Genomic DNA, 26256 nt, shown 5'->3' on the forward strand with positions numbered 1-26256 from the left:
AGCTGGAAGAAGCCGGTGACGGCTTGAGGGAGCAGCACAGGACCAACGCGCGGAGAGTAGACACCGGCAACACCCTTCGAGCAGGAAGGAGCGGGGCGATCAACGTGCCGTGACGACCAGAGCGGCCATGTCGGCACGGATTTCGCCGTCGCCGAAGGTGTCCGTCAGGGCGGAGCGCACCGCGTCGGTGACCGCGGCCAGGTCGGCGCCGCGGCTGACGATCTCGTTGCGGATCGGGGTGCCCTGGCAGAAGCCGATGGCCGCGTCCCCGGCGGAAGGCGAGACGCTCGGCAGCGTCACCGTCGCCACGTCGACCTGGTCGAAACGGGCGGCGCGCAGCGCGCCGCGAATCGTGGAAGAGTCGTGGTAGCCGTGCGGTGTCCGGGAGAGGAACCGCGGCGGATCCTCGGGGAAGTAGCCGGTCAGCGCCGCCTGGACGGTCGCGGCGATCGGGTTGTCCTCGATGCCTTTCCAGACGCTGATCAGCAGTGTGCCGCCAGGGCGCAGAACCCGGCGCATCTCGCCGTACGCCCGCGCCTTGTCCGGCAGGAACATGACGCCGAACTGGCACAGGACCGCATCGAAGCTCCCGTCGTCGAACGGCAGATCCTGGGCGTCGGCGGCCTGGAAGATGACCCCGGACGTTTCCTCGCGGCCGGCTGCGACATCCAGCATGGCCGGGCTGAGGTCGGTGGCCACGAGGTGCGCGCCGGGCAGGGCCTGCGCCGCCCGGGCGGTCACGATGCCCGTGCCGGCCGCAAGCTCGAGCACCCGCCCTGGCCGCTCAGCGGCCAGCCGGGCCACGAGGTCCTCGGCGTACGGCTGGAACAGCAGACGGCCCAGATGGCGGTCGTAGATGGCGGGAATCGATCCGGCGAAGTCCACAGACTCACATTAGGCGCAGAGGACACACCACCCGCACCCTGTTCTCCGAGGTGACACGCGGCAGAAGCGAAGATTCGGACCGAGATTAGAGTGCGATCGTGACCGAAGCATCCGTGTACCTCGCCGCCCAGCCTCGCCTCGACACGCTCGTGACGGTGTTTCCCTCCGACGCTCAGCGGCTGCGCACCGACTTCGCCGGGACGGCCTGGATCGGCGACATCCCCGACCCGGCATCCGGAATGATGGGACCGCGGTACCAGCGGCGCGCTGTCGACTCGCAACTGTTTCTGCCCGATACCCACTGGTATTCCGTCTCCGAGCTCGACGACGCCGAGGTGCAGGTTGTCGTGGGCCTGCTCCAGGTGCCCGGCACCACGCAGGGCACGCAGGGTCTGGTCGGCGCGATCGCGGACCCGCGGGCGGATTTCTTCGAGCACCCCGAGCACGAGGACCGGGTCGGCATCTGCCTCACCCTGCGGGGCCAGATCTGGTCCAACGTCGGCCTGTCGTACCGGATCACCGTGCTGTGCCGGCCGGAGTCGCTGATGAGCTCACCGAAGACCGCCACGCCGGCGTGACCGGGCTTCGCTGACGTTTCGCTGCTCAGGCGTCCGCAAAAGCACAGCTCGCGGGCACCGCAGCGGCGACGGCTCTAATGTTGGCCTCAGGTTGGCCGGGGAAGATGAGCGAAAAGCATCGACTGCGGAGGGCGGTCCGGCGTGCGGATCATGATCGCGGATGACGAGGCGGCCATCCGGGAGTCGCTGGAGCGGGTGCTCCAGGTCGAGGGCTACGACATCAGCACCGTCGCCAACGGTCTCGCCGTGCTCGACGGGGTCGGTGGTGACGCGCCGGATCTGCTGATCCTCGACGTGATGATGCCCCGCCTCGGCGGGTTGGAGACCTGCCGGCGGTTACGGGCGGCGGGCCAGGATCTGCCGGTCCTCATGCTGACCGCCCGGGATCAGGTCTCCGACCGGGTCGCCGGGCTGGACGCGGGCGCCGACGACTATCTGCCCAAGCCGTTCGCCACCGAGGAGTTGCTGGCCCGGGTCCGGGCCCTGCTGCGCCGCCGCGCGCCGGGCGACGACGAGTCGCAGATCCTGACGTTCGCCGACGTCCGGCTCGATCCTGACCGGTTCGAGGCGTGGCGGGGCGGTCGGCCACTGCACCTGACCCGGACCGAGTTCTCCCTGCTGCAGGTCCTCCTGAGCAACGCGACCCGGGTGCTGACCCGCGACGCGCTGTTCGAGGCGATCTGGGGCTTCGACATGAGCGCCACCGCCAACAACCTTCAGGTGTACGTGAGCTATCTGCGCCGCAAGATGGAGGCCGAGGGTGAGCCGCGACTGATCTACACGCTGCGCGGCCTGGGGTACACGTTGCGGGAGACTCCTCCGTGAGCCGGTCCGCCGGCCGGGAACCGCGCCGGCTGACCCGCTGGTGGCGCCGGCAGTCCCTGCGGACCAGGATGACGGTGATCTCGGCGACGGCCATCGCGCTCAGCGTGTTCGTGAGCTTCCAGGTGGCCAGCGAGCTCATGGACCGGCAGCTGCGGGACACCGCCTTGAATCAGCTACGCGCCGACTCCCGCGTCCTGGCGGCGAACGCGGAGCGCGCCGGTCTGGTGCAGGTCCAGCTGCCGCCGTATCCGGGATCCGGTCGGCTGGTGCGCGTCATCCTGCCCGACGGCTCGACCCGTACGCCGGCCGGCCAACCCGAGCTGCCCCCGGTCAGCGAGCGCGCCACGCGCGTGGCGCACGGCGCGTCGGCCGACTCCCTGGAGTCGAACGACTGGAACGACGGCTACCGCATCTACACGCTGCCGGCGGGCAACGGCGCGGTCCAGGTGGCCGACCTCGCCGACGACAGCCCGATCAACGAGTTCGGGTTCGGCATGTTGCTGATCGGGCTGCTCTGCGTGGTCGGCGGTGCCCTTGTCGGGCGGACCGTGGCGCGGGCCGGGCTGGCCCCGATCGACCGGCTGACCGCCGCAGCGGTGCGTGTCGCGCACACCCGGGACCTCGACGCCGACATCCCGGACGAGGGTGGTGGGGAGATCCGGCGGTTGATCCGGTCGATCAACGACATGCTCGCCGCGCTCCGGGACTCCCGCCGGGCCCAGCGGCTGCTCGCCGAGGACGCCGCCCACGAGCTCAAGACCCCGCTCACCAGCCTGCGCCTCAACGTCGAGCTGCTGATCCGGCTCGATCGGCGCGGCACCCTGGACAGCGCGCTGCCGGCGGAGAGCCGGACCCGGCTGCTCAACGATCTCGGCTCCCAGGTGGCCGAGCTGAGCACCCTGGCCGCCGAGCTGACCGACCTGGCGCGCGGTGACGTCAACGACGAGAGCACCGAGCTGCTCGACCTCGCCGACGTCGTGCTGGCCGCCGTGACCCGCGCGCGTTCCCGTGCGCCCGACATCGACATCGCGCTCGACGTCACGTCCGTGTGGGTGAGCGGGCGTCCCGCCGCGCTCCAGCGGGCGGTGCTCAACCTCATCGACAACGCCGGCAAGTGGTCTCCCGCGGACCAGCCGGTCCAGGTCCGGCTCCGCGCCGAGGGCGTCTCGGCGGTGCTCGAGGTCGACGACGCCGGGCCGGGCATCGATGCCGCCGACGTGCCGCGGGTGTTCGACCGGTTCTACCGTGCCGACAGCGCCCGGGCGATGCCGGGATCCGGTCTGGGGCTGTCGATCGTCCAGCGGGTCGTCGACGCCCACGGCGGCCGGGTCACCGTCGCCCGATCCGCCCGCGGCGGCGCGCTGCTGCAGGTCGGCCTGCCCGCCGCTGCCTCGCCCGCTCGGACCACGCGGCCCATCGCCGGCGAGGACACGATGGTGCGCTGACCCGCCGCGGCGGGCGGTGCCGGACAGGGCGGTGGGCACGGTGACGCCGCCGGGTCATGACAAAGATCCGGTACGGGCCTGAGCCCGTACCGGATCTCGTCTGTGCCGAAGGCTCACCGCTGCAGCGCGGGCTCCTCCTCATCCACGAACGCCGGTCGGTCGTCCGGCAGCTCCACCGGCCGGGACAGCCGGCCCGGCCACCAGATCCGCCGCCCGATCAGCAGGGTGAGGGCGGGCACCAGGACCGACCGCACCAGCAGGGCGTCCAGCAGTACGCCGAAGGCGACCAGGAACCCGAGCTCGACCAGCATCACCAGCGGAAGTGAGACGAGCACCGCGAACGTGGCCGCCAGGACCAGGCCGGCCGAGGTGATCACGCCGCCGGTGGCCGAAAGGGCCTTGAGGATGCCGTCTCTGGTGCCGAGACGCGCGCTCTCCTCCCGGGCCCGGTGGGTCAGGAAGATGTTGTAGTCCACGCCGAGCGCCACCAGGAACAGGAATGCCAGCAGCGGCACCGAATAGTCGATGCCCTTGAACCCGAGGATCGTGTCGAAGACGAACACGCTGCCGCCGAAGGCCGCGGCGAAGGAGACGATCACGGTGGCCATCAGGATCAGCGGGGCCACGAACGCGCGCAGCAGCAGCCCGAGGATGATCAGGACGACGGCGAGTACCAGCGGGATCACCAGCTTCTGGTCGCGCCTGGTGGTCACGTCGGTGTCGAGGTGCTCCGCACTCGGCCCGCCGACGATCGCCTCCGCCCCGTTCACCGTGTGTACGGCGGTGCGCACCCGCTTGATCGTGTCGTACTCCGCGGTGGTGTCCGGCGCGTCCTTCGGGAACACGGAGATGTCGACCCAGCCGCCCCTGGTCTCACCCGGGGTTGCCTGGGCCACACCGGGGACGCCCTTGACGACGTTGAGGACCCGCTCCTGGTCCGCCGCCCGCGTGAAGACCGTCATCGGCTGGCCGCCGAGCTCCGGGAAGTGCTGACGCAGAACGGTGAAGCCGGCGACCGACTCCGGCGTGGACAGGAACTGGTCCTGCTCCCGCAGGATGCTGGTGTTGCCCGACAGCCCGACGGTGAGCACGCCGAGGACTCCGAGCGAAACGAGCGTCGCCACCCACCGGCGGCGGTTGATGGCGGCGCCGAGACGTCCCCACAGCCCCGGCTTCTGCTCCACGATCGTGGCGGAGAACCGCGGGATCGCCGGCCAGAAGATTCGCCGGCCGAGCACCACCAGCACCGCCGGGAACAGCGTCAGCATGGCCACCAGCGCACACACGATGCCGACCGCACCGATCGGCCCCAATCCGCGGGTCTCGTTCAGGTCCGCGGCGAGCAGGCAGAGCAGGCCGGCGACCACGGTGGCCGCGGACGCGACGATGGCCGGCGCCGCGCGGCGCAGTGCGTGGAGCATCGCAACCCGGACGTTCTCGTGGTGGTGCAGCGCTTCCCGATATCGGGCGATGAGCAACAGCGCGTAGTCCGTGCCGACGCCGAAGACCAGGATCGTCAGCAGCGCCGAGTTCTGGCTGTTGATCACGAGCCCGAAGCCCTTGACCATCAGGTAGACGGTCGCCATCGCGGTCAGTGCGGCCGCGCTCACGGCCAACAGCGGGACGAACCACAACACCGGGCTGCGGTAGGTGAAAATGAGCAGGAGCGTGACGACGATGACGGTGGTGAGGAGGACCTGCACGTCGATGCCGTCGAAGACAGCGTCCATGTCGGCGTCGATCCCGGCCGGGCCGGTCACGTCGAGGTCCAGGCCGGCGGGGCGGTCCTTCGCGGTGTCACGTATCGGGCCGATGAGGACCGCCGGTTCGCCGTAGGTCGTGCTCACGTTGAGGCTGAACACCATCGCCTGGCCATCGTTGGAGCGTTGCGTCGGCGGGCCCTCGTCATTCTCGCCGGCCGGCGGCGCCTCCTTCGGCGGGTACCGCTTGGCCAGGGTGTGGTAGTGACGCTCGACCGCCGCGCGGTCGGCGTCGGTCACACCGCCGGCGCGGTGGTACACGAAGACGAACGTGTTGTCCTCGCCTCCGGGAAGCTTGTCCTCCAACGTCGCCACCTTGGTGGACTCGGCGCTGGCGGGCAGGGAGTCCACGGCCCTGTCTTTGGTGACCGAGCTCAACTTCCCGCTCAGCGGCACCATGACCGCCGCCAGTGCTATCCACAGGCCGATCACCAGCCACGGGATCCACCGACCGGGCGGTGCCTTCGTGGGCGACGCTGCGTTGACTGACATCAAGAGCCTCCTACATACGGATCGCTTTTCTGATGCCGACTTCGTACCGAGCGAATCTGAGACGATCATTAATGCGGTGCTCAGGGTGGCCGGCCGGGACCAGAGGCCACAGGACGGACCCTCTTCCTGCCGCGCGAACCTGAGACGACTCTTGAGGCGTCGGGCTAACGGGGGGACGGGAAATCGGTCGTCGGAGCCGTTCCGAAGTTCCGCCGGTAATCACGGGTGAACTGGGAGGCACTCGCGTACCCCACGGAAGACGCGATTCGCTGGATGGTGTCCGTCCGTTCCGCGACGCGGCGTCGTGCTTCCATGAGGCGCAGCTGCTTGTGGTAGGAGCCCGGGCTGGCGCCGGTGGCCGCTTTGAAGAGCCGGTACAGCGACGTGACACTCATGTTGGCCAGCGCTGCGACCCGGCCGGTGTCGAGCGGTTCGTCGAGGTGCTGGTGCATCCAGGTCGTCACCTCGTGGACGCGAGCCAGAGTCGAAGTGGTCCTCGTCAGGTCGATGAACGCGCCGCCGTTGGCTCCGGTGATGACCCGGTACCAGATCTCCCGCTTGGCGCCGTCGGCCAGAATTCTGGCTGCGGTGGGGTCGTGGGCCAGCTGCAACAGCCGGAGCACCGGATCCAGGACCGCTTCGGGCAGCGGGTGCACCGCGACCACCTCCGCCGGCGTCGACGGCAGTGTCCCCAGCTCGGCGATCAGCGCGGTGACCAGCTGCTGGTCGAACGGGATCTCGAGGGCCCGGTAGGGCTGGTCGGCCGATGCGGTCACGACCTGGGCCAGGGCGGGAGTGTGCACAGCCGTCGTCACCACATCACCCGGGCCGTACGAGATCTCGCCACCGTGCAGCAGCAGTCGCTTGGAGCCTTGGAACACCAGGTAGAGCATCGGTTCGAAGATCACCGGAGCGGGCGGTGAGGGATGGAGGGCCACGTGCACCCGGACGCCGAGCTCCGGGACATCGGTGGTGTCGGTGGGCGCGATGGCCGCCAGCAGACGGCCGATCCGCTCCAGGCTCACGTGCCCCACGGTACTTCCTCCGCGTCACCTCATCGCGTCACTTCAGGTACGTCGCGAACCAGTCGAGGATCCGGTCCGGGTGACGCTGGAACCACTTGTAACCGTCCCAGCGACGAGGGGTGTCATTGATCCAGAACATGTCCTTGTCCGTCGCGCCGATCGCCGCGTACGCCTCTTCGAGGTCGGACGGCCTGGTCAGGGCATCGTCGTGGACGCCGTACGTGAGGGTGGGCATCGTCACGGCGGGTGCCCATGCGCTCGTACGGCCGTCGGTCAAGCGGCCGCCGGTGAGCAGGTGGTAGCGATGGTCGACCTCGTCGGCGTACTCGCTGAGGCCCGCGTTCTGCAGACCGGTCTCCAGAAAGGCGCGGGGGGAGAGCAGCAACGGTGCCACCAGGCAGCGCACGTCGGCGAAGAGGGCCGGCTCGGTGTGCACAGCGCGGAACGTGGCGTTGGCGCCCATGCACCGGGCGAAAAGTCCCACCTCCATCGCCGCGAGATCGGCCCGCGACCGGATGTACTCCATCGTTCCGATCACGTCCCGGGCCTCGAACATGTTGGCCAGCGACAGCCCGCCGTTCGCATCGGCACTCCGGCCGTGGTTGCGGAAGTCGAACGCGAGGACGTTGTAGCCCGCATCGTGGAGGATCTTGTAATCCTTGATGAAGTCGATCTCAATGTCGTTACCGGGCCCGAAGGCCGACCGGAACGGCTCGAGGTGGGCGGGAAATCCGTACCGGTTGAAGCCGAAGGCATGCATCGCCAGGATGAGCATGCCGGAGTCGTCGCGCGGGATGAACCATGCCTCGAGCGGTACGCCATCCGAGGACGGAAACGTCAGATCCTGATACGCGAGTCCTTCATCCGCGGGCGTGCGAAGCACGGGGGAGCGTGAGGTGTAAGCGAGCCCCTTGGCGAAGGCGTCAAGAGTGGCATCCACGTCATGGCCGGCGGTGTTCGACGGTGCAGTCATGCCGGAAAAGCTATGGCCGGAGCGACCGGTCCGACAGGGCGCTGACTTCCACCTTCTTGCCTGATTCTCCCAGCACGGCGCGCCCCCAACGCTGCAGGGCACATCTTCTCCGCGCCCTCATCGCCGATGAGCGGGCTGCTTTCGGCCGACGCGAGGGAGACTCGGATTTCCGATCTGCCGGCTCGGATACCGTCGCTGGGTGAACGATGACAAGGGCTTCGCTGAACGTGCCGAACGCCATCGGAACGAGTTGCGAGTGCACTGCTACCGGATGCTCGGGTCGTTCGACGAAGCGGAGGACCTGGTCCAGGAGACGCTGCTGCGGGCGTGGAGAGGTCGAAACGGGTTTCAAGGGCGTTCTTCGCTCCGTGCGTGGCTGTATCGGATCGCCACCAACGCGTGCCTCGACGTCCTCGACAGTCGATCGCGGCGCGTGCTTCCGCACCACGTCGGTCCCCCGAATGAGCCGGACCAGCCGAACCTTGCGACTCGAGACATCTCCTGGCTGCAGCCCTTTCCCGACCGTCTGTGGGAGCCGGTCGCGGCCCGCTCGGGTGAACCGGAGGCGGCGCTCGTCGCGAAGGAGACGTTGGAGCTGGGGTCTCCTGGCGGCGATTCAACACCTGCCGCCCCGGCAGCGCGCCGCGGTGATCCTGCACGATGTGCTCGGCTGGCCGGCCCGGCAGACAGCCCACGTTCTGGACGGGAGCGTCGCATCGGTCAACAGCGCTCTGCAAAGGGCACGAGCAACGCTGCGTCAGCACCTGCCACCGGGCCGGATGGACTGGGGGCGGTCCGCACCTCCCACAGATGAAGAGCGCACGGTGCTGCGCCAGTACATGACGGCGGTCGAGCGGGGCGATCTCGCCGGGCTCGCCGATCTCCTGGCCGAGGACGTACGAACGACGATGCCGCCGTATCTGACGTGGTTCGCCGGCCGCGAGGCGGTGCTCGCAGCTCTGTCGGCAAGCTGGGACGCCGGCTCCTCGGGGTACGTAGGAGCGTTCCGGATGCTACCGACGCGCGCCAACGGCCAACCTGCCGTTGCGGCGTACGTCCGGCATCCGGCCGAGCCCTCGTACGCGCCGTTCGCGATCGGTGTGTTGCACATCGAAGCAACCCAGATCGTCGAGATCACCGCGTTCCACACGCCGGCGCTCTTCCCGGCGTTTCTGCTACCGCCGAGCCTGCCGGACGGCCCCGACCGATGAACTTTCCGACGAGCACCGTCTCAACAACCATGACCAAAGTTCTGTACTCCGCAACCATGTCCCTCGACGGCTTCATCGCCGGGCCGGGCGGCGACATGTCTTGGCTCACCGAACACCTCGGTGGCCCCAACCCGGTGGCCGCCGACATCGTCGGAAAGATCGGCGCTCTGCTCATCGGGGCCCGCACGTTCCGCGGCGACGACCCCCATCGCAACACCGACAAGGAGGGTGCGTTCGAAGGCGCGTGGACGGGCCCGCAGTTCGTGCTCACCCACCGCCCGCCCAGCAGCCCCCTGCCTGGCATCACCTTCGTCGACGACCTGACCCGGGGGCTGATCGCGGCCAAGGCCGCCGCCGGCGACCGGTACGTCAACATCCTCGGCGCGGACGTCGCGGCCCAATGCCTCGCGGCCGGGCTGCTCGACGAGATCCTTGTGTTCATCGCACCCGTCCTGCTCGGTGACGGTGTACGACTGTTCCACCGTCCCGGCGGCACCCACGTACCGCTTGACCAGCTCACCGTCGCCGACACGACGGTTCCGGCCATCTGGATGAAGACGCGGGCCTGACGCAGGGCGTGACCGTGCCGCACTGCCGCGCCTCGGCAGTGCGGCACATTCGTCCGTGGAGGAAACGGCGGTGCAGGGACGCCGTGGGTCACCGCACCACCGGGAACACGAGGTGCGTGACCCGATCGCCCTGGATGCACGTCGTCGGGTTGTCGAGCAGGATGTCCTGCCCGGAGAGGTCGCCGAAGAAGGGGCGGTTGCCTTCGCCCATCACCACTGGGACGAGATCGACGGCCACCTCGTCGAGCAGTCCCAGTTCCAGGCACTGCCGGGCGATGGTGCCACCGGTGACAGCGACGACGCGGTCGCCGGCGAGCGCCTGTGCGTGAGCGACCGCGGCTGCGACACCATCCGTGACGAAGGTGAACGGTGCCTCCGGATGCGCTTCGACCCAGTCCGAAGGGACGGAGTGGGTCACGACGACCACGGGGACGTCCAGCGTGTGGCGGCCCTGCCAGCCTTCGGTCACCTCGAACAAAGTCCGGCCGCACACCAGGGCGCCGATCGAGGACACCCAACGCTGCCAGTGCTCCGCGCTCGACGGCGTCAGGTGGACATCGAAGTCGCCGGCGGGAGTCGGGATCTCGATCTCGCCGTTCTGCAGCCAGTCGAACAACCGGCCGATGGTGTTGTCGTGCTTGGCGACGTACCCGTCAAGCGACATGATCGCCTGCGCTACCACCTTGCCCATGGTGCCTCCCTGCTCAGAGGTCGCGGACGAAGACGTCGGTCCTGTCGTTGGTGTCGTTCGGGACCAGGTTGTTGGCCAGCGACAGGAAACCGACGTGCCGGCCGTCGGCACTGATCGCCGGCTCCAGAGACGTGCTGTTCGCCTGTGCGCCTCGGGCGGTGACGCTTTCCCTGATTGTCCTGCGGGTCCGGAGATCATGGACGAAGACGTCCTGCTCGGCGTTGGTGTCACCGGGCACGAGGTTGGACGCCGCCGAGCCGAACACGACGTACCGTCCGCCGGGGGTGATCTTGGTCTGGTAGCTGTAGCCGTCGGCCTGGGTCCGTCGGCTGGAGACGCTGATCCGGGTCGTCGTGCCGCGGCGCCGGTCGCGCACGAATGCGTCTTCCAACCTGTTCGTGTCGCCGTGGACCAGGTTGGACGCGCCCGACACGAAGGTGATCCAGCGGCCGTCCGCGCTGATGCCCGGATAGAAACTGCCGGACGCCGGCCCATCCGAGAGTGCCTGTTGCTCAGTGTCGGAAACGCTGACCCGGGTCGTGGTGCCGGCCCGGACGTCGCGGACGAAGACGTCGACCAGCCCGTTCGTGTCGCGGCGCACCAGGTTGTCCGCGGTGGACCAGAACACCACGTACCGGCCGCCCGCACTGACCCCGGCGTTCTCATTCTGGCCGACAGCCTGCGCACCGCTGCTGGACACGCTGACCCGGCGGGTCGTCCGTGTCCGGAGGTCGTACAGGAACACGTCGCTGTTGGCGTTGGTGTCCCGGGCCACCAGGTTGGTGGCCCGCGAGTGGAACACCACGAAGCGGCCGTCCGGGCTCATCGCCGGCCATCCGCTCTCCTGGTCGCCCTGGACGCCGGCGCTGGAGACGCTGATCCGGCGGGTCGTCCGCAACCGCAGATCATGGACGAACACGTCGTCGACGCCGTTGGTGTCGCAGGGCACCAGATTGGACGCCCCGGAGTGGAACGCGACGAACCGGCCGTCCGGGCTGATCGCCGGTTCGGCGCTGGCGGCGTTGCCCTGCAGGCCTTTGCTCGTCACGCTGACCCGGCGGGTGACACCGGACCGCCGATCGCGCACGAACACGTCCTCGACGCCGTTGGTGTCGCCGGGGACCAGGTTCGCCGACGAGGCGTAGAAGGCGACGTACCGGCCGTTGCCGCTCAGCGCCGGCCCGTCGGCGTAGTCGTTGCCCTGGGCGCCGGTCGTCGACACGCTCACCCGTACCGTCGTCGCGCCTCGGGTCGCACCGGCCGCAACCCCCGGAGATCCCGGCAGCACCAGCACGGCGGCCATCGTGGTTGCCCCGAGCAGTCTCATCCTGGCGTCCATGGCTACCCCCTGCTGTCAACCTATGCCTTGTCAGCAGTGGGCGGGACCCCGTACGGCCCACTGCCGACAGGGCTTCCGGTAAGAGTTCCAGCACCAGGCGACCGGCGGTGGGGTGGTCCTCGACCAGTTCGTGGGCCCGGACGATCTCGGTCAGCGGCAGGGTCGCGGCCATCGGACAGCGCGGTCGGCGGCGACCCGCGCGTCGGTCAGGTCGCGGGCCGCCTGGTCGTTGGCCTCCTCCGGGAAGTCGTCGTTGCTGAGGAAGCGGACCGTGGTGGTCGCCGGCATCCAGGGCCGCGGCGAGCTGCGATTCGTGCCGGACGGTGGCCACCACCGTGGCGCCGCCGCGGCCGGCCCGCCCGTCACGAGGATCCGCCGGCCGGTCACCGGGCCGTCGGCGGCGCCTCCTGGCCATCGGCGTGAGCAGCCACAGGGTCTGCACGCCGGCGAACGCCTCGGTGAGAGTTCCGGCTGGTCGGGGTCGCCCCGGAGCCGGCGCGATCGGCCCGGAAGTCGGCCAGCATCGGTGGCCGGGCATCGATGAGCTCCTGCTCGCGGGCGGCACGATCGGGAAAGCAAGCGTTTTGACGAACGATGAAAATGACTTCAAAAAGTGTTACGCCGAGAGCGCCGGGTAAACCGAATTCCCTTAACGTTGCCGCCTTGTAAAGCGTGAAATCATCTGTCTATATTGTCGGCGCTCAATGACATCGGAACGGTGCGATCGATCCTGGATGAAGCGAGGGAGCGCCACGTGAAGATTCTGGGGAAGTCGCTGCTGGCCGCCGCGATGGTCATCGCCGCCACGTCGGTGGGTGTGGCCGGTCGCGGCGCTCCGGCCGCCGCCGCGGTGCAGGCGACCTACTACGTCGCGGCCGACGGGGACGACGCCGGCCCAGGATCGATCTCGGCACCGTTCCGGACCTTGCAACGCGCTCGCGACGTGGTCCGGACTGTCAACGGGAACATGACCGGCGACATCCAGGTGTATGTGCGCGGTGGCAGTTACCCCGTGGGCAGCACCATCGAATTCGGGCCGCTCGATTCGGGGACCAACAACTACCGGGTCAGCTACGCCGCCTATCCCGGCGAGACCCCGATTCTCGAGGGTGGCACCCGGGTGACCGGCTGGAGCCAGCACGCCGGCAACATCTGGAAGGCCCCGCTCGACCGGAGCAACAAGCTGCGCGCGCTCTACGTCAACGACAAGCGGGCGTCCATGGCCTCGAAGACGATCGCCTCGTCCGGCTGCTACGGGTCGTACACGATCACCGCCGGGCAGGCGGCGTGGGCGTGGGAATCGGGCTCGCAGTGCGCCGGCTCCCGATACAGCACGGCTGACTTCCCGGCCATCGCCGCCAACCAGGATGACCTCGAGATCGAAACGTCGACGACCTGGACCTCGGCCATCGTCGGGGTCCGTCAGGTGACGACCGAGGGCGGCAGCCGGATCGCGCTGTTCCAGCAGCCGGGCGCGGCCATCGCCCAGGGCGCCTTCAACGGCAACGCACAGGTCGGCGGCTCCCACAAGGTGATGAACGCCTACGAGTTCCTGGACGCGCCGGGCGAGTTCTTCTTCGACAAGACCAGCCGGACGCTCTACTACTACAAGGCCGACGCCGAGAACATGTCGACCGCGTCGGTCTTCGCACCCGGCAACGTGACCACCCTGCTGCGGGTTTCGGGCACCTCGACGAGCAGCCACGCCCGCAACATCACCTTCTCCGGCCTCACCGTCCAGCACTCCGACTGGAACCTCTTCACCGTGGCCGGATCGTCGTTCAAGCAGGCGCAGCAGGGCAACCTCGGCGCGATCGCGTACGCCAAGCAGAACTTCCACGTCTACTACTACCGCAACGTCGACGTCACCCCCGGCATGATCGAGGTGCAGAACGCCGACGGAATTCTCTTTCAGCGCAACCGCTTCCAGCACACCGGCGCCGACGGCATCAGCCTGCTCAACGACGTCCAGGGCAGTCAGCTGATCGGCAACTACACCAACGATGTGGCCGGCTCCGCAGTCTCGGTCGGGCACCCGCAGCACGTCTACATCGGCGACCACACCTCCGCCAACCGGGAGAAGTACCCGGCCCAGGTCGAAGGGCTGCCGAAGAACATCGAGATCAAGAACAACTACCTGTACGACAGTGCGGTGCTCTTCAACGGTCACAGTCCCGTGTCGGCGTACTTCGTCGACACCCTGACCGTGCAGTACAACCGGATCGAGAAGGCACCCTGGTCCGGCATCACCCTCGGCTGGGGCTGGTGGAACTTCGACGGGTCATCCGGCTCGATCGCGCCGAACCGTCCCACCACGACGGCGCGGAACAACACGATCAGCCACAACCACATCATCGACACGGTGCAGCGCCTCAGCGACACGGCCCCGATCTACACGCTCGGCAGCCAGCCCGGAACCACCATCACCGACAACTATCTGCAGGGCGTGCCGGCCGGCCACAAGTACGGCCTGCATCCCGACGAGGGTTCGGCGTACCTCACCTTCCGGAACAACGTCCTCAGCGTCGACAAGAACGTCACCTGGCTGATCAACTCCGACGACTTCGGTCGCAAGCACGACCTGAGCATCACGACGACATACGGGCCGATCAACAAGGTGTCGAACAAGAACCTGCCCAACAGCACCGTGCAGGACATCCTGGTGTCGTCCGACTATGTCTGGCCGGCTACGGCGTACGCCATCGCAGTGAACTCCGGGTTGCAGGAGCCCTTCCGGGACCTCGCCCCGCGCGCCGTACCGGATCACGTCCTGCCGGCCAGCACCTTCGTCGGCGGCGGGAGCGCCACGATCCCCGTCCGTGGCACCGGCGACGCGACCCGGACGATCTGGCTGGCGCCGTCCGGCACGACGACCTTCACGGCTGGGCCGACGATGACCTCGGCCGCCGGGAACGCCACCTCCATCGCTGTTCCGTCGTCGCCGGGTGACTACCGGCTCTTCGTCCTCGACGCCCAGGGCAACCGGTCGGCCGAGTCCCGGTCGCTCGTCCGGCAGCAGGGTGGCGGCGGCTCCCCGCAGGCCGGGCAGCTCGTCGGGGGCCAGTCCGGCCGGTGCGTCGACGTGCCCAACGCCGCGACCGCCAACGGCACGCAGGTGCAGCTGTGGGACTGCGACGGCAGCAGCAAGCAGCGGTGGGCCTACGGCACCGGCAGGCAACTGACGGTGTACGGCAACAAGTGCCTGGATGCGTACGGCAACGGCACGGCGAACGGCACCGCGGTCATCATCTGGGACTGTCACGGCGGGGCCAACCAGCAATGGAACGTCAACACCGACGGCAGCATCTCCAGTGCCCAGTCCGGCCTGTGCCTGGACGCCAGCAACGCCGCCACCGCGAACGGCACGAAGCTGATCCTCTGGTCGTGCAGCGGTGGTACGAATCAGCGCTGGACCCTCCGCACCTGATCCGACGAGGTTCAGCCCGCTCGGAACCTGGCGGCGGTGTTGCGTAACAGGTCGAGTTTCGCGTCGTTCTCGCTGCCGGCCGCCGTCGTGTAGGTGACGATGCGCAGATCAGCACCGGGGACGGTGAGGACGTCGCAATCGACCGTGATCTCGCCGACGGTGGGGTGCGTGATGGTCTTCTCGTCGCTGGCCAGCGTGGCCGTTGCCACCGTCCGCCAGAACCGGTCGAACGACGGGGACGTCCGGCGCAGCGCGGAGATCAGCGTGGCGAGGTGCGCGTCGCCGGGATGCCGGGCGACGACGTCGCGCAGATCGGCGACGAGCGCCGTCTCGAACCTGTCCCACCCGGCCGAGGAACGCATCGGCCGCAGGTAGGCGTGTCCCTCGCCGGTGCCGAACACCATTCGGGCGAGGTTACGTTCCTGTTCCGGCACGGTGGAGGGGTCGCCGTGCAGGGCGGTCCACATGTCGTTCCACCAGAGCAGGGTCCAGTCGGCGGCGAACACCCCGATCGGAACGTCCCCGAGCCGCGCGCAGAGCCGCTGGATGCCGGGCGGCACGTGGTCGTCGACGACGCTGTCCTGCGGCGGCAACAGCCCGGCGGCCCGGTACAGCTGGTCGCGCTCACCGCGGGTCAGCTGCAGGGCGCGGGTGATCGCGGCGACGACCTGTGCCGACGGGTTCGTGGCGCGGCCCTGCTCGAGGCGCAGAACGTACTCGACCGAGAGGCCGGCCAGCTGGGCCAGCTCCTCCCGGCGCAGGCCACGGGCACGGCGTCGGGGGGACCGGGGCAGTCCGGCGTCGGCCGGGTCCAGCCGGTCCCGCCACCCGCGCAGCAGCACACCGAAGCTCACCACGTTCACCCCTCCATGATCGCCGACTCCTCGACCACGGCCGCCATCCGGTCCAGCGCGCGTTGCATGTACCGGCTCCACAACAGCGCGAACGGGCCGGCGATGACCCATCGGCGCCCGGTCAGCGGCTTGAACTCGTACGTCCACCGGATCACCGTGCCCGTGCCGTCCGGCAGGAAGGAGAACTCGCCCCGCACTCCGGCCGCCAACCGGGCCAGGACGTTGGTGAATCCGGTCAGCTCGTACGCGAACCCGTGCCCGTCGACGTACTCGGTGAGCGCCTCGCGAACCCGCGAACCGTCGGTGAAGACCGGGCTGCGGGACACGCCCGACCGGTCCCACGCGGCGGTCTGGCCCTCCACCCGCGCCACCCCGGGCAGCGGGCCGAAGGGCCGGAAGACACGAGCCAGATCGATCGGCGCGACGATCCGGAACGTCGTCGCCGGGCTCGCGGAGGTGCGAGTAAGGACGGTGATCGGGACGGTGCGGTCGGTTCGGGTGATCAGTGCTGTGGTCATGTGATCAAGGATCGGCCGGTGGCGGTGCGATGGGCAGACACCCGTCCGTCCGTGGTACCGGCAGTACACAGCCTCGGGACTGACCGGGTCCGCCGGAGGCTATGACGCGACGGCCGTTGCCGCGATGGCGGCGTACTTGCGGTCCGGACGGTCCGGGAATTGCTGCCTGATGCGCTGAAGCTCGGTGAAGCCGGCTCTGCTCAGGCGGGCGGAGAACTCGTCGACAGGCCAGCGGTACGCCGTATGGACCTTGTGGTCGAACGCGGCCACCCCGTCATCGCTGTCGAAGAAGCCGATCACCAGCCTTCCGGAAGGGGAGAGGATCCGGTGGAAGCCAGCCAGCACAGCGTCCAGCTCGGCCGGCGGTAGGTGGATGGTCGAGTACCAGGCGAGGATGCCGGACACCGAACGGTCGGGAAGGTCCAGGCCGGTCATCGATGCGAGCCGGAACTCCGGCCCGGGAAAGTGCGTCCGGGCGTAGTCGATGAACTCGGGCACCCAGTCGACGCCGGTCACGTCGGTACCCAGTGCATGCAGGTAGGCCGTCCAATGCCCGGGCCCGCAACCGAGATCGAGCACCGTGCCGTCCATGCCGCCGAGGTGGCCTCGGACGAGGGCGGTGTCCTCCGCGTGTGCCTGCCAGTCACCACCGAACAAGGCGATGTACTGCTCCGACATGTCCGAGTAAGCATCACGGACCGACTCACTGCTCACCGCGCCACTCTAGAACCAGTTCGACTGGCCTTTCGATCGGCCTGAAGGCCCCCGTGCGGGTGTGGCGGCTACGAGACCCTCCCCATCGATAGGTAGAACGTTCCGTCTTGACAATCGTGAGACCGGCCTGCGATGGTGATCTGGACAGAACGATCGTTCTTCCCAGCTCAGGAAGGATCACGATGAGCTCTATTACTGCTTCGCCCGGTCTCTCGCCAACCGCGTCCGCCCTCCGGCGGCTGTACTTCGTCCGCTTCGCGTTCGCCGTCGTCTGGGCCCTGCTGCTGTTCACGACCGCCAAGGAGATCGGCCCGCTCGCGGCCGTCCTGCTCGTGCTGTATCCGTTGTTCGACGCCGGTGCGGCCGTCGTCGACGCGCGTTCGTCACGCACGTCCGGCTCGCCCGCGCTGCTGTACGTCAACATGGCGGTCAGCCTGGTCACGGCGATCGGCGTGGGTGCTGCCGCCGCATCCGGCATTCCGGCGGTGCTGCGGGTGTGGGGTGCGTGGGCGATCCTGGCCGGCCTGGTCCAGCTGATCGTGGGCGTCACGCGCCGCAAGCTGGGCGGCCAGTGGCCGATGATCATCAGCGGGGGCCTGTCGGTGCTGGTCGGTGGGTCGTTCCTCGCATCGGCCGGTGCCGACGATCCGACGCTCGCGAACGCGGCGGGCTACGCCATCGCGGGTGGCGTCTTCTTCCTCATCTCGGCATTGCGGCTCGGCCGCGGCGCGAAGGGAAACTGACATGGAGACCATCACGTACGACGTCGTGGTGATCGGCGCCGGTCCGGTCGGGGAGAACGTGGCCGACCGGGTCGTCCAGGGCGGTCTGACCGCCGCGATCGTGGAGCGGGAACTGGTCGGCGGTGAATGCTCGTACTGGGCCTGCATGCCGACCAAGGCGTTGCTGCGCAGCGCCTCCGCGCTCCGGGCGGCCCGCCGCCTGCCCGGTGCCCGGGAGGCGGTGACCGGTGACCTGGACGCGGCGGCCGTGCTGCGCCGCCGGGACTCCTTCGCCTCGCACTGGAAGGACGACGGTCAGGTGTCCTGGCTGGAGTCGGCCGGGATCGCGCTGCACCGTGGTCAGGGACGGATCGCCGGTGACCGGGTCGTCGAGGTGACCGGTGCCGACGGCGCGGTGGTCACTCTCACCGCTCGCCATGCGGTGGTCGTGGCGACCGGCAGCAGCGCCCTGCTGCCGGACATCCCGGGTCTGCGGGAGGCGCAGCCGTGGACCAGCCGTGAGGCGGCCGCCGCGAGCAAGATTCCCGGACGGCTCGCCATCATCGGTGGCGGCGTGGTCGCCGCGGAGATGGCGACGGCGTACGCGAGTCTCGGCTCCGCGGTGACTGTGCTGGCCCGCGACGGTGTCCTGCATCAGGCCGAGCCGTTCGCGGGCGAGCTGGTCACCGCGTCGCTCCGGGAAGCCGGTGTGTCGGTGCGCGCCGGAGTCGAAGCCGCGTCGGTGACTCGCGACGGTGACGGCACGGTGCACCTCACGCTCACCGACGGCGAGCGGGTCGACGCCGACGAGGTCCTGGTCGCGATCGGCCGTACGCCCAACACGGTGGACATCGGCCTGGACAGCGTCGGCCTCAAGCCCGGCACCTGGCTCACGGTCGACGACACTCTGCGCGTGGTCGACGGTGACGGCTGGCTGTATGCCGCGGGGGACGTGAACCGGCGCGCGCTGCTGACCCACCAGGGCAAGTACCAGGCCCGCGCGGCGGGCGACGTCATCGTGGCGCGCGCCCAGGGTAAGGCGGTCGACGACGGCCGCTGGGGCCGGCACGTGGCCACGGCCGACCAGGCGGCGGTGCCGCAGGTCGTGTTCACCGATCCGGAAGTGGCGTCGGTGGGGCTGACCGCGGCCGCCGCCGAGGCGGCGGGACTGCGGACCCGGGTCGTCGACTACAACCTGGGTGCGGTGGCGGGCTCCGCACTGCACCAGGACGACTATCAGGGACAGGCCCGGATGGTCGTGGACGAGGACCGGCGGGTGATCGTCGGTGTCACCTTCGCGGGGCCGGACGTCGCCGAGCTGATCCACGCCGCGACCATCGCCATCGTCGGCGAGGTTCCCCTGGACCGGCTGTGGCACGCCGTGCCGTCGTACCCGACCGTCAGCGAGGTGTGGCTGCGCCTGCTGGAGACCTACGGCCGCTGACCGCGGCGTGGCCGTGACATCGCGCTCGACATTCTCGGACGTACAGATCGCCCGGCCTGGTGCAGCTGTTCGTAGGTGTCACCCGTCGCGGGATGGGTGGCCAGAGGCCATGTTTAGACCCGGCGGCGAGCTCAGCCCTGGCTGGGCGTCGTGCCGAGGGCGCGGTTGAGCAGGATGACGAGCCGGCGTAGCTCGTCGCCGTTCAGCGTCGCCAGGGGATTGCCTGCCAGCGCGGCCTGGATTTCGGGCAGCGCCGGCCCGTTCCTCAGCCGTCCCCTCGAGGCCCAGCTGCGTACGGTCGGACTCAACATCAGCGGCGTGCTCGCGCTGACCCACGCGATCGGCGGCGATATGGCCGCGCGCGGCTCCGGCGGGATCATCAACGTGTCCTCCACCGCGGCGTTCCAGCCGTTGCCCTACCAGGCCAGCTATGCCGCCACCAAGGCGTTCGTGCTCTCGTTCAGCGAGGCCCTGGCCGAGGAGCTGCGCGGCACCGGCGTCCACGTCATGGCCGCGCATCCCGGCGCGGTGGCGACCGGCTTCTTCGACGGCACCTCGGCCACGATCGACCCGGCGGCCGCCGACACCCCGGCCACCGTCGCGGCCCAGTCACTCGACGACTACGCCCGGGGCCGCACCGCCTCCTACCCGGGCCGCGGCATCAATCGGCTCATGACCTGGGCCGCGCGCCTGCTGCCGCGCAGAGCGGTCGCGCGGGTGGCCGGCGCCTTCAACCGGCGGCTGCGGCTGCACGAGGTCGTTGATCTGACCTAGGGATCGGGGAGCGGGCCGGGCCGGCGCTATCGGCGCACGGTGAAGCGGGTGACTGCCAGCGCGTTGCCGTCCAGCCGCAGCCCGAAGGCCGGCGACCAGGTCTCCAGCGTGCTCGAAGGCACCGCGGCCGCGACCGGGGCGGTGTGCAGCAGCGACCACTGCCCGGCGTGTTCCCACCACGTGGTGAGCTTGCCGGACCGGTTCAGGACGGCGATCCGGTCACCGCTGCTCCACCGGACCGCGGCGCAACAACCCCCGGTCGCCTCGGGCCGGCCGGCGCCGTCGGTCCGCACGTCCGCGCCCGACGTACCGAAATTGTTGTTGTACCAGGCCAGTGCGTTGTTCGCGGCGCCGGAGGAGAAGCCCAGGAACACGCTGTCCTCCGGACCGGAGCCGGCGAAACGGGACGGCTCGAGGATGGCCACGGTGCCCCCACTCACCGGGGCGGCCAGGACGGCGAACGCGCGCGAGTCCGCCGTCGCGACCACCGCACCGTCGGTCACGGCGAGCCGGGGGGAGGGCTCGGCCGCCGGACGGTCGATACGGTACGAGGACAGCCGGTCGGTCGAGAAGTCGTCGTCCCACACCACGGCCGGATAGTCGGCCGGGTCGAACTGGAACCGGGTCGCCAGGGTCGCGCTGCTCACGCCACGATCCGTGGTGGCCAGCGCGCGGATCGGCAGACCGGCAGCCGGGTCCGCGTCGGCCGCCGGGGTGACTGCCCAGCTGGTGTCGTTCAGCTTCCGGGCCGTCCAGCCGCGGGGCACCTCGAGGCTGAGCCGGGCCGGCCGGTCGGCCCGTACCTGTGGATGCACCGTGACCGGCTGCCCCGGCTTCACGGCGACCGAGGTCTCGGCGAAGCCGACCGAGACCTGCGGGTCGGGCCGCCGCCACGCCTGCAGCGCGGTGATGCCGGTGGCGCCGCCGTCGGCGCGGACGGCCACCACGCGCAGCCGGTCGGTCGTCAGGGGTGGGTCGACCAGGATGCGGTTGATCGCGCGGGCCACCGGCGTCGCCGGTGTCCGCTGCTGGCCGGGCACGTCGCGCCAGGAACCGGCGCTGTCCTGGTACTGCAGAGCGAAGGAGTCAGGGACGCGTACCCCGCCGCCGTCGTCGTAGAAGTCGACGCGGACGTCCGAGATCACGGTGGCCGCGCCCAGATCGACGGCGAGCCAGTCGCTGCGGTTCGGCGAGCCGTACGAGGACCAGCGCGTGGTCGGCACGTCGAGGTGGAAGTCCTGGCCGTCGACGGCGTTCGCCGGGGTGTCCCCGGACCAGGTGTAGGAGGCGGTAGCCGCGGGATAGCCGGTCTCGGTCACGTTGGCCAGATCGTCCACCAGCTCGGGCTGGGCCGTGGACGGGCCGGCCGGCACCGCGATGGTCACGTCGCCCACCGTGGGCCGGTGCAGCTTCAGGACACCGTCGACCCAGACCCGGAAGCCGCTGCCGCGGCCGTACGCGGTCCCGTCGCGGTCCCACCCGATGCTCAGGTTGTGCCCGTGGTAGGCCACGTTCTCCGCCGCGAAGTGCGTCCACGACCCGGGGGCGAGCGGGTTGATCCGTACGGTGTTCCCGGCCTGCGGGCGGATGCCGAGCAGCCCGGAGAGCACCAGGTCGGTGAAGGTGGAGTGGTTGTAGTCCTCGCTGTGCCCGGCCCCGTCGTAGATCCAGCGGTCCTCGTCGGGGTGGTGCGCCTCGGCCACGTAGGGCCGGCCGTTCTTGCGCTGGGTCACGGCGTAGCGGTGCAGAAGATCGACGTAGTCGGCGGTGGTCACGTACGGCTGCGCCGGGTAGTCGATGAGCTGGTTGGCCAGCGCGGTCAGGGTCTGGCTGGTGGCGAACGGCCAGCTCGGGCCGTCCCAGCGGCAACAGCCGGCGAGCGCGTCGTGCATGAACCACGGGCTGCGCCGCTCCGTGGTGGTCGGCCCGTACGGGGCGGAAAAGCCCTGCGGGTCGGTCAGCTGGGCCCACGCGGCGGCGTTGCCCGACGGTGCCATGTGGAAGTACCACGGGACGTACCCGATCTGTTCCCGGTCGGCGATGGCGGTGCCGCCCAGCGGGACGTGCTTGTAGAACGACGATTCCGGGTCCCAGAGGACCTTCTCGGCGGCGGTGCGCAGGTCGGCGGCCTGCTTGTCGAGGCGGTCGGCGTTGCCGCGGTTCCCGGCCTTGCGCTCCACCTGGGCGAGGGCGCGGGCGTCGCCGTACTGGTAGGCGTTGATCGTGGGGCGGTAGGCGTCGCCGCCGTGGTAGGGATCCGAGCTCTGGTACGACCCGGCGGTGTACTCCATCGCGTCCCAGACCGGGGTCTGCCAGTAGACGCCCTTGGCCGCGTCGAAGTTGGTCGCCTTCCAGCCCTCGTACTGCTTGCGCAGCGCCGGCAGCCGCTCGATGAGGAACCCCCAGTCGCCGCTCACCTGCGCCCGCGCGACCGCCGCGTCGACCGCCCAGAACGAGTACTGATGGGCCCAGTCGGTGGTGTTCCTGTTCAGGTCCTCGGTGGCCGGCTTGGGGCCCGAGCCGGATCCGGTGAGCCAGTAGTCCAGGTAGTCGTCGAGGTAGCGGCTGTCGCGCAGCCAGCGCCCCTCGTAGAGGTGGTGCCCGGCGGCCGCGTCGATGCCACCGGAGGGCGCGGAGTAGCCGACCGGGCCGAGGAATTCCGAGACGATCCAGCCGTCGGCCGGGCCGGTGTACTTGAGGGCCTCCTTGAAGGTGCGCCACCGGTAGTAGTAGGTGTCGCGGATCTCGGTGTCCGGCACGTCGACGAACGGGATGTTCGCCTCGTACCACGCCGGCTCCGGCGTGGAGCCGAGCAGGGCGGCGTGGTCGAGGATGGTGGTCGTCGTGCCGACCGGCGGATACACCGGCGGGGCGGGGGCGAGGAGACCGGCGGCCATGACCGCAACGACTCCCACGTGAACGAACGCCATCGCACGCCTCCGAGCATCAGCACGACCGACTTAGCACACATACAAACAGCGCGATTCATTTACGTCAATGCGGAGGGGAGCGTGCCGGCGGTCAGACGTGTCCGTTGTGGAGGCGGCGGGCCAGCGGCTCACGACCCGGTGGCTGGCGGACCGGCTCGACCGGTCCCGGGGCGGGGATCGCTCGGGCAGTCGAGCCGTGCCGGGACACGGTGATCGGCTCACCGTGGTGACGCAGCTGGAGGTCTTCGCCGTACACCAGCCGGTAGACCGCCTGGTCCGGGGTGATCTCCACCCGCAGGCACCGGCCGCGCCAGCGCAGCCGGAACGCGATCCGGGTCAGGGCCGCGGGCAGCCGCGGCGCGAGGGCGAGGCCGGCCGAGAGGTGGCGCAGGCCGCCGAAGCCGGCGACCACGCCGTTCCAGGCGCCGGCCAGTGCGGCGATGTGCAGGCCGTGCGGGGTGTTGCCGGCCAGGTCGCCGAGGTCCAGCAGGGCGGTTTCGCACAGGTAGTCGTAAGCCAGATCGAGGTGGCCGGTCTCGGCGGCGATGACCGCCTGCGTGGCAGCGGACAACGAGGAATCCCGTACGGTGATCTGCTCGTAATAGGCGAAGTTGCGGGCCTTCTGCTCCGGCGTGAAGGCCTCCGGGCACAGTTGCATCGCCAGGACCAGGTCGGCCTGCTTGACGACCTGCTTGCGATAGATGTCGAAGTACGGGAAGTGCAGCATCAGCGGATACCGGCCGGCCGGGGTGCCGGCGAAGTCCCACAGCCCATGGCTGGTGAAACCCTCCGACTGAGCGTGCACCCCGAGCTTGTCATCGAAGGGGATGACCATCTTATCGGCGGCTCTCCGCCACGCGGCCGGCTCCTCGGCGGCGACACCGAGTTCAGCCGCCTTGCCGGGGTGACGGTCGCAGGCCGCGGCGGCGCCGACGAGGTTCCGCTGCGCCATCAGGTTCGTGTAGACGTTGTTGTCGGCCACCGCGCTGTACTCGTCGGGGCCGGTGACGCCGTCGATGCGGAAACCGCCGTCCGGAGCGTACTGACCGAGCGACATCCACAGCCGGGCGGTCTCCACCAGCAGTTCCACACCGGCCTCCCGCTCGAAGTCCATGTCACCGGTCGTCTGCACGTGCCGGATCACCGCGTCGGCGATGTCCGCGTTGAGGTGGAAGGCAGCGGTGCCGGCCGGCCAGTAACCGGAGCACTCGGCGCCGCGGATGGTGCGCCAGGGGAAAAGCGGCGCCGGACAGGCCGAGCTGCCCGGCCCGGTCCCGGGCCTGCGGGAGGATGCTCTGCCGCCAGCGCAACGCGTCAGCCGCGGCTTCGGGCGCGGTGTGGCTGAGCATCGGCAGCACGAAGGTCTCGGTGTCCCAGAACGTGTGCCCGTCGTACCCGGGACCGGTGAGGCCCTTGGCCGCGATCGCGCGTCGCTCCGCCCGGGCCCCGGCCTGCAGCACGTGGAAGAGCGCGAACCGGACCGCCTGTTGCAGCTGCGGGTCGCCCTCGATCTCGACGTCGGCACCGTCCCAGTAGTCGGTGAGGTAGCGGCGTTGCTCGTCGAGCAGGCCCTCGAAGCCGTGGTAGCGGGCGGCGCGAACCTGATCGTTGAGGGCCGGCAGGGATCGCCGCGACGACCAGCCGTACGCGAGGTACTTGACGATGCTCAGATGCTGACCGGGCAGCAACCGGCAGGTGACCGTGGTCCGGCCCAGGTCCTCGTGCGCCGACGTGTGCACCTGGAAGCCGTCCGGGGCGTCGATCTCGTGGGCCATGGTCGCGGCCATCCGCAGGCCGGACTGCTCGACACGGTGCAGCAGCGTCACTCCGGAGTCGTCGAGGTAGTGCGCCGCCGGCCGCAGCGGCTGGACCAGCGCCGCCTCCACCCGGGGGTCGGTGCCGCCGGTGGGCAGCTCCTCGTTGGCCACGAGCTCGGACTGCACGACCACCAGAATGGGCTGGTCCACCGCGCTGACCGTGTACCGGATGGCCGCGACGGCGCGTTGCGCCAGCGACACCAGGCGCTCGGAGCGGACGCGCACCGCCTTGCCGGCGGGCGAGACCCATTCCAGCTCCCTGGTCAGGGTGCCGGCGCGGAGGTCCAGCACCCGTTCATGGCCACGCAGGTCGCCGTAGCGGATGTCCAGCGGCTCGTCGTCGACCATGAGCCGCAGCACCTTGCCGTTGGTGACGTTCAGGATGGCCTGCCCGGACTCGGGATAGCCGTACCCGCCCTCGGCGTAGGGCAGCGGACGGTACTCGAAGAACGAGTTGAGATACGTGCCGGGCAGCCCGTACGGTTCGCCCTCGTCGAGGTTGCCCCGCAGTCCGATGTGGCCGTTGGCCAGAGCGAAGACCGACTCGGTGTGGCCGAGGTTGCCGGGGTCGAACCCGGTCTCCCGGATCGCCCACGCCTCGATCGCGAATGTGCGTTGTTCCAACATGAGTTCAGACCCGCTCCGCTCGATGATCTGCATCGGATTCGGCCCGTCCGGCCTTGCGCGAACGCGCCGGCGCCTCGGCGACGCTACGCCTCGATGTCGGAGAAAATTCCCTTGAACGGGACCTGGGTTCCCACGAGGCGACCGAAGAGGTCGGCGGCGGCCTCCGTGGCGACTGCGGCGGAGGCGTCCTCGTAGCTGTCGAAGTACAGATCGAGGGTCCGGTACGCGGGGGTGGCCGTGCCGTCCTCCTTCGGCCACACCTTGGCCGACTCGAGCCGCTGGAGCTTCGGGAACTTCTCCGCGGCCCGCTTCACGTCCTCGTAGCTCCGCTCGAAGGCTTCGGGGTCCGTGGGGTTGTCGATGATGAGCGTGATCTTCGTGGGCATGGCGCTCTCCTTGATCCGACGGCAGGAGTCATCAACCCCCACTGGTGGAACGAACGTTCTGCTTGCCACCGTAGAGAGAGCCTGCGCCACTGTCAAGAACGAACGTTCTACCTGTGCCGGATGCCGGCGGGAACCCGCCGCGAACAGGACCTAGCTGTAGGGACCAAGACCGTTGTTGACGCGGGTGATGGGTGGTTGGCCTCCGAGTGCGGTGTGGGCGCGGTGGTGGTTGTAGGTGTGTAGCCAGACG

22 protein-coding genes and 2 pseudogenes are annotated in these 26256 nt (G+C 69.6%); 10 read left to right on the forward strand and 14 right to left on the reverse strand.

Annotated elements, in window-relative coordinates; genetic code table 11:
• Nucleotides 1-99 precede the first annotated feature (99 nt).
• Entirely contained in the window at nucleotides 100-885 is a 786-nt protein-coding gene (locus tag ACWEOZ_RS11080; protein WP_451910569.1) for a class I SAM-dependent methyltransferase, read from the reverse strand.
• A 98-nt stretch (nucleotides 886-983) separates the two neighbouring features.
• On the opposite strand from ACWEOZ_RS11080, the gene ACWEOZ_RS11085 reads away from it, so the two are divergent.
• The 3 genes from ACWEOZ_RS11085 to ACWEOZ_RS11095 all read left to right on the forward strand — a co-directional run bounded on the left by ACWEOZ_RS11085 (nucleotide 984) and on the right by ACWEOZ_RS11095 (nucleotide 3733).
• Nucleotides 984-1463: a hypothetical protein gene (locus ACWEOZ_RS11085; protein ID WP_451910570.1), complete on the forward strand. Its 480-nt coding sequence runs from the start codon at nucleotides 984-986 to the stop codon at nucleotides 1461-1463.
• Nucleotides 1464-1613: 150 nt separating this feature from the next.
• Nucleotides 1614-2288, forward strand: a complete 675-nt coding sequence (locus ACWEOZ_RS11090; protein ID WP_451910571.1) for a response regulator transcription factor — start codon at nucleotides 1614-1616, stop codon at nucleotides 2286-2288.
• Nucleotides 2285-3733 (forward strand): HAMP domain-containing sensor histidine kinase, encoded by a 1449-nt coding sequence (locus ACWEOZ_RS11095; RefSeq protein WP_451910572.1) that lies wholly within the window; start codon nucleotides 2285-2287, stop codon nucleotides 3731-3733. The genes ACWEOZ_RS11090 and ACWEOZ_RS11095 overlap by 4 nt, the downstream gene beginning before the upstream one ends.
• A gap of 113 nt (nucleotides 3734-3846) precedes the next feature.
• On the opposite strand, the gene ACWEOZ_RS11100 is transcribed toward ACWEOZ_RS11095, so the two are convergent.
• The 3 genes from ACWEOZ_RS11100 to ACWEOZ_RS11110 all read right to left on the reverse strand — a co-directional run bounded on the left by ACWEOZ_RS11100 (nucleotide 3847) and on the right by ACWEOZ_RS11110 (nucleotide 8085).
• Nucleotides 3847-6054, reverse strand: coding sequence for an MMPL family transporter (locus tag ACWEOZ_RS11100; protein ID WP_451910573.1), 2208 nt, complete (start codon nucleotides 6052-6054; stop codon nucleotides 3847-3849).
• A 95-nt stretch (nucleotides 6055-6149) separates the two neighbouring features.
• Nucleotides 6150-7010, reverse strand: coding sequence for an AraC family transcriptional regulator N-terminal domain-containing protein (locus tag ACWEOZ_RS11105; RefSeq protein WP_451910574.1), 861 nt, complete (start codon nucleotides 7008-7010; stop codon nucleotides 6150-6152).
• Between the two features lie 37 nt (nucleotides 7011-7047).
• Nucleotides 7048-8085 (reverse strand): alpha/beta hydrolase family protein, encoded by a 1038-nt coding sequence (locus tag ACWEOZ_RS11110; RefSeq protein ID WP_451910575.1) that lies wholly within the window; start codon nucleotides 8083-8085, stop codon nucleotides 7048-7050.
• Between the two features lie 169 nt (nucleotides 8086-8254).
• Between ACWEOZ_RS11110 and ACWEOZ_RS11115 the strand changes: the two are divergent.
• The 3 genes and pseudogenes from ACWEOZ_RS11115 to ACWEOZ_RS11125 all read left to right on the forward strand — a co-directional run.
• Nucleotides 8255-8374, forward strand: a pseudogene (locus ACWEOZ_RS11115) (sigma factor); the annotation flags it as partial.
• A 256-nt stretch (nucleotides 8375-8630) separates the two neighbouring features.
• The gene (locus ACWEOZ_RS11120) at nucleotides 8631-9194 is read left to right on the forward strand and encodes a nuclear transport factor 2 family protein (RefSeq protein WP_451910576.1); all 564 of its coding nucleotides are present in this window, start codon (nucleotides 8631-8633) and stop codon (nucleotides 9192-9194) included.
• 29 nt (nucleotides 9195-9223) lie between these two features.
• Complete coding sequence (locus ACWEOZ_RS11125) at nucleotides 9224-9763, forward strand: dihydrofolate reductase family protein (RefSeq protein ID WP_451910577.1); 540 nt, start codon at nucleotides 9224-9226, stop codon at nucleotides 9761-9763.
• A gap of 88 nt (nucleotides 9764-9851) precedes the next feature.
• On the opposite strand, the gene ACWEOZ_RS11130 is transcribed toward ACWEOZ_RS11125, so the two are convergent.
• The 3 genes from ACWEOZ_RS11130 to ACWEOZ_RS11140 form a co-directional block, all read right to left on the reverse strand.
• Complete coding sequence (locus ACWEOZ_RS11130; protein WP_451910578.1) at nucleotides 9852-10454, reverse strand: dihydrofolate reductase family protein; 603 nt, start codon at nucleotides 10452-10454, stop codon at nucleotides 9852-9854.
• Nucleotides 10455-10467: 13 nt separating this feature from the next.
• Nucleotides 10468-11781, reverse strand: coding sequence for a TolB family protein (locus tag ACWEOZ_RS11135; RefSeq protein WP_451910579.1), 1314 nt, complete (start codon nucleotides 11779-11781; stop codon nucleotides 10468-10470).
• A gap of 162 nt (nucleotides 11782-11943) precedes the next feature.
• A complete protein-coding gene (locus ACWEOZ_RS11140; protein WP_451910580.1) occupies nucleotides 11944-12081 on the reverse strand; it encodes a hypothetical protein in 138 nt (45 codons plus the stop codon).
• Between the two features lie 502 nt (nucleotides 12082-12583).
• Between ACWEOZ_RS11140 and ACWEOZ_RS11145 the strand changes: the two genes are divergently transcribed.
• Entirely contained in the window at nucleotides 12584-15220 is a 2637-nt protein-coding gene (locus ACWEOZ_RS11145) for a ricin-type beta-trefoil lectin domain protein (protein WP_451910590.1), read from the forward strand.
• 11 nt (nucleotides 15221-15231) lie between these two features.
• On the opposite strand, the gene ACWEOZ_RS11150 is transcribed toward ACWEOZ_RS11145, so the two are convergent.
• The 3 genes from ACWEOZ_RS11150 to ACWEOZ_RS11160 all read right to left on the reverse strand — a co-directional run bounded on the left by ACWEOZ_RS11150 (nucleotide 15232) and on the right by ACWEOZ_RS11160 (nucleotide 17306).
• Nucleotides 15232-16083 (reverse strand): helix-turn-helix transcriptional regulator, encoded by an 852-nt coding sequence (locus ACWEOZ_RS11150; RefSeq protein WP_451910581.1) that lies wholly within the window; start codon nucleotides 16081-16083, stop codon nucleotides 15232-15234.
• Entirely contained in the window at nucleotides 16080-16592 is a 513-nt protein-coding gene (locus tag ACWEOZ_RS11155; RefSeq protein WP_451910582.1) for an SRPBCC family protein, read from the reverse strand. The genes ACWEOZ_RS11150 and ACWEOZ_RS11155 overlap by 4 nt, the downstream gene beginning before the upstream one ends.
• 99 nt (nucleotides 16593-16691) lie before the next feature.
• Nucleotides 16692-17306 carry a class I SAM-dependent DNA methyltransferase gene (locus ACWEOZ_RS11160; RefSeq protein WP_451910583.1) on the reverse strand — a complete coding sequence of 205 codons (615 nt, stop codon included), beginning with the start codon at nucleotides 17304-17306 and terminating at the stop codon, nucleotides 16692-16694.
• A gap of 116 nt (nucleotides 17307-17422) precedes the next feature.
• On the opposite strand from ACWEOZ_RS11160, the gene ACWEOZ_RS11165 reads away from it, so the two are divergent.
• Together ACWEOZ_RS11165 and ACWEOZ_RS11170 are read left to right on the forward strand one after the other, a co-directional pair.
• The gene (locus tag ACWEOZ_RS11165; RefSeq protein ID WP_451910591.1) at nucleotides 17423-18049 is read left to right on the forward strand and encodes a hypothetical protein; all 627 of its coding nucleotides are present in this window, start codon (nucleotides 17423-17425) and stop codon (nucleotides 18047-18049) included.
• Nucleotide 18050: 1 nt separating this feature from the next.
• On the forward strand, nucleotides 18051-19472 hold the full coding sequence (locus ACWEOZ_RS11170; protein WP_451910584.1) for a dihydrolipoyl dehydrogenase family protein: 1422 nt from the start codon (nucleotides 18051-18053) through the stop codon (nucleotides 19470-19472).
• A gap of 131 nt (nucleotides 19473-19603) precedes the next feature.
• Here ACWEOZ_RS11170 and ACWEOZ_RS11175 read toward each other — a convergent pair whose 3' ends face one another.
• Nucleotides 19604-19783, reverse strand: a complete 180-nt coding sequence (locus tag ACWEOZ_RS11175) for a hypothetical protein (RefSeq protein WP_451910593.1) — start codon at nucleotides 19781-19783, stop codon at nucleotides 19604-19606.
• On the opposite strand from ACWEOZ_RS11175, the gene ACWEOZ_RS11180 reads away from it, so the two are divergent.
• Nucleotides 19713-20246, forward strand: a complete 534-nt coding sequence (locus ACWEOZ_RS11180) for an SDR family NAD(P)-dependent oxidoreductase (protein ID WP_451910592.1) — start codon at nucleotides 19713-19715, stop codon at nucleotides 20244-20246. The two genes, ACWEOZ_RS11175 and ACWEOZ_RS11180, sit on opposite strands and share 71 nt — an antisense overlap.
• 26 nt (nucleotides 20247-20272) lie before the next feature.
• On the opposite strand, the gene ACWEOZ_RS11185 is transcribed toward ACWEOZ_RS11180, so the two are convergent.
• From ACWEOZ_RS11185 to ACWEOZ_RS11195, 3 genes and pseudogenes are all read right to left on the reverse strand, one after another.
• The gene (locus ACWEOZ_RS11185; RefSeq protein WP_451910585.1) at nucleotides 20273-23176 is read right to left on the reverse strand and encodes an MGH1-like glycoside hydrolase domain-containing protein; all 2904 of its coding nucleotides are present in this window, start codon (nucleotides 23174-23176) and stop codon (nucleotides 20273-20275) included.
• Between the two features lie 91 nt (nucleotides 23177-23267).
• Nucleotides 23268-25620, reverse strand: a pseudogene (locus ACWEOZ_RS11190) (glycoside hydrolase family 65 protein).
• 83 nt (nucleotides 25621-25703) lie between these two features.
• On the reverse strand, nucleotides 25704-26006 hold the full coding sequence (locus tag ACWEOZ_RS11195; RefSeq protein WP_451910586.1) for an EthD family reductase: 303 nt from the start codon (nucleotides 26004-26006) through the stop codon (nucleotides 25704-25706).
• Nucleotides 26007-26256 lie beyond the last annotated feature (250 nt).

The sequence above is a fragment of the Actinoplanes sp. NPDC004185 genome (assembly GCF_053603475.1).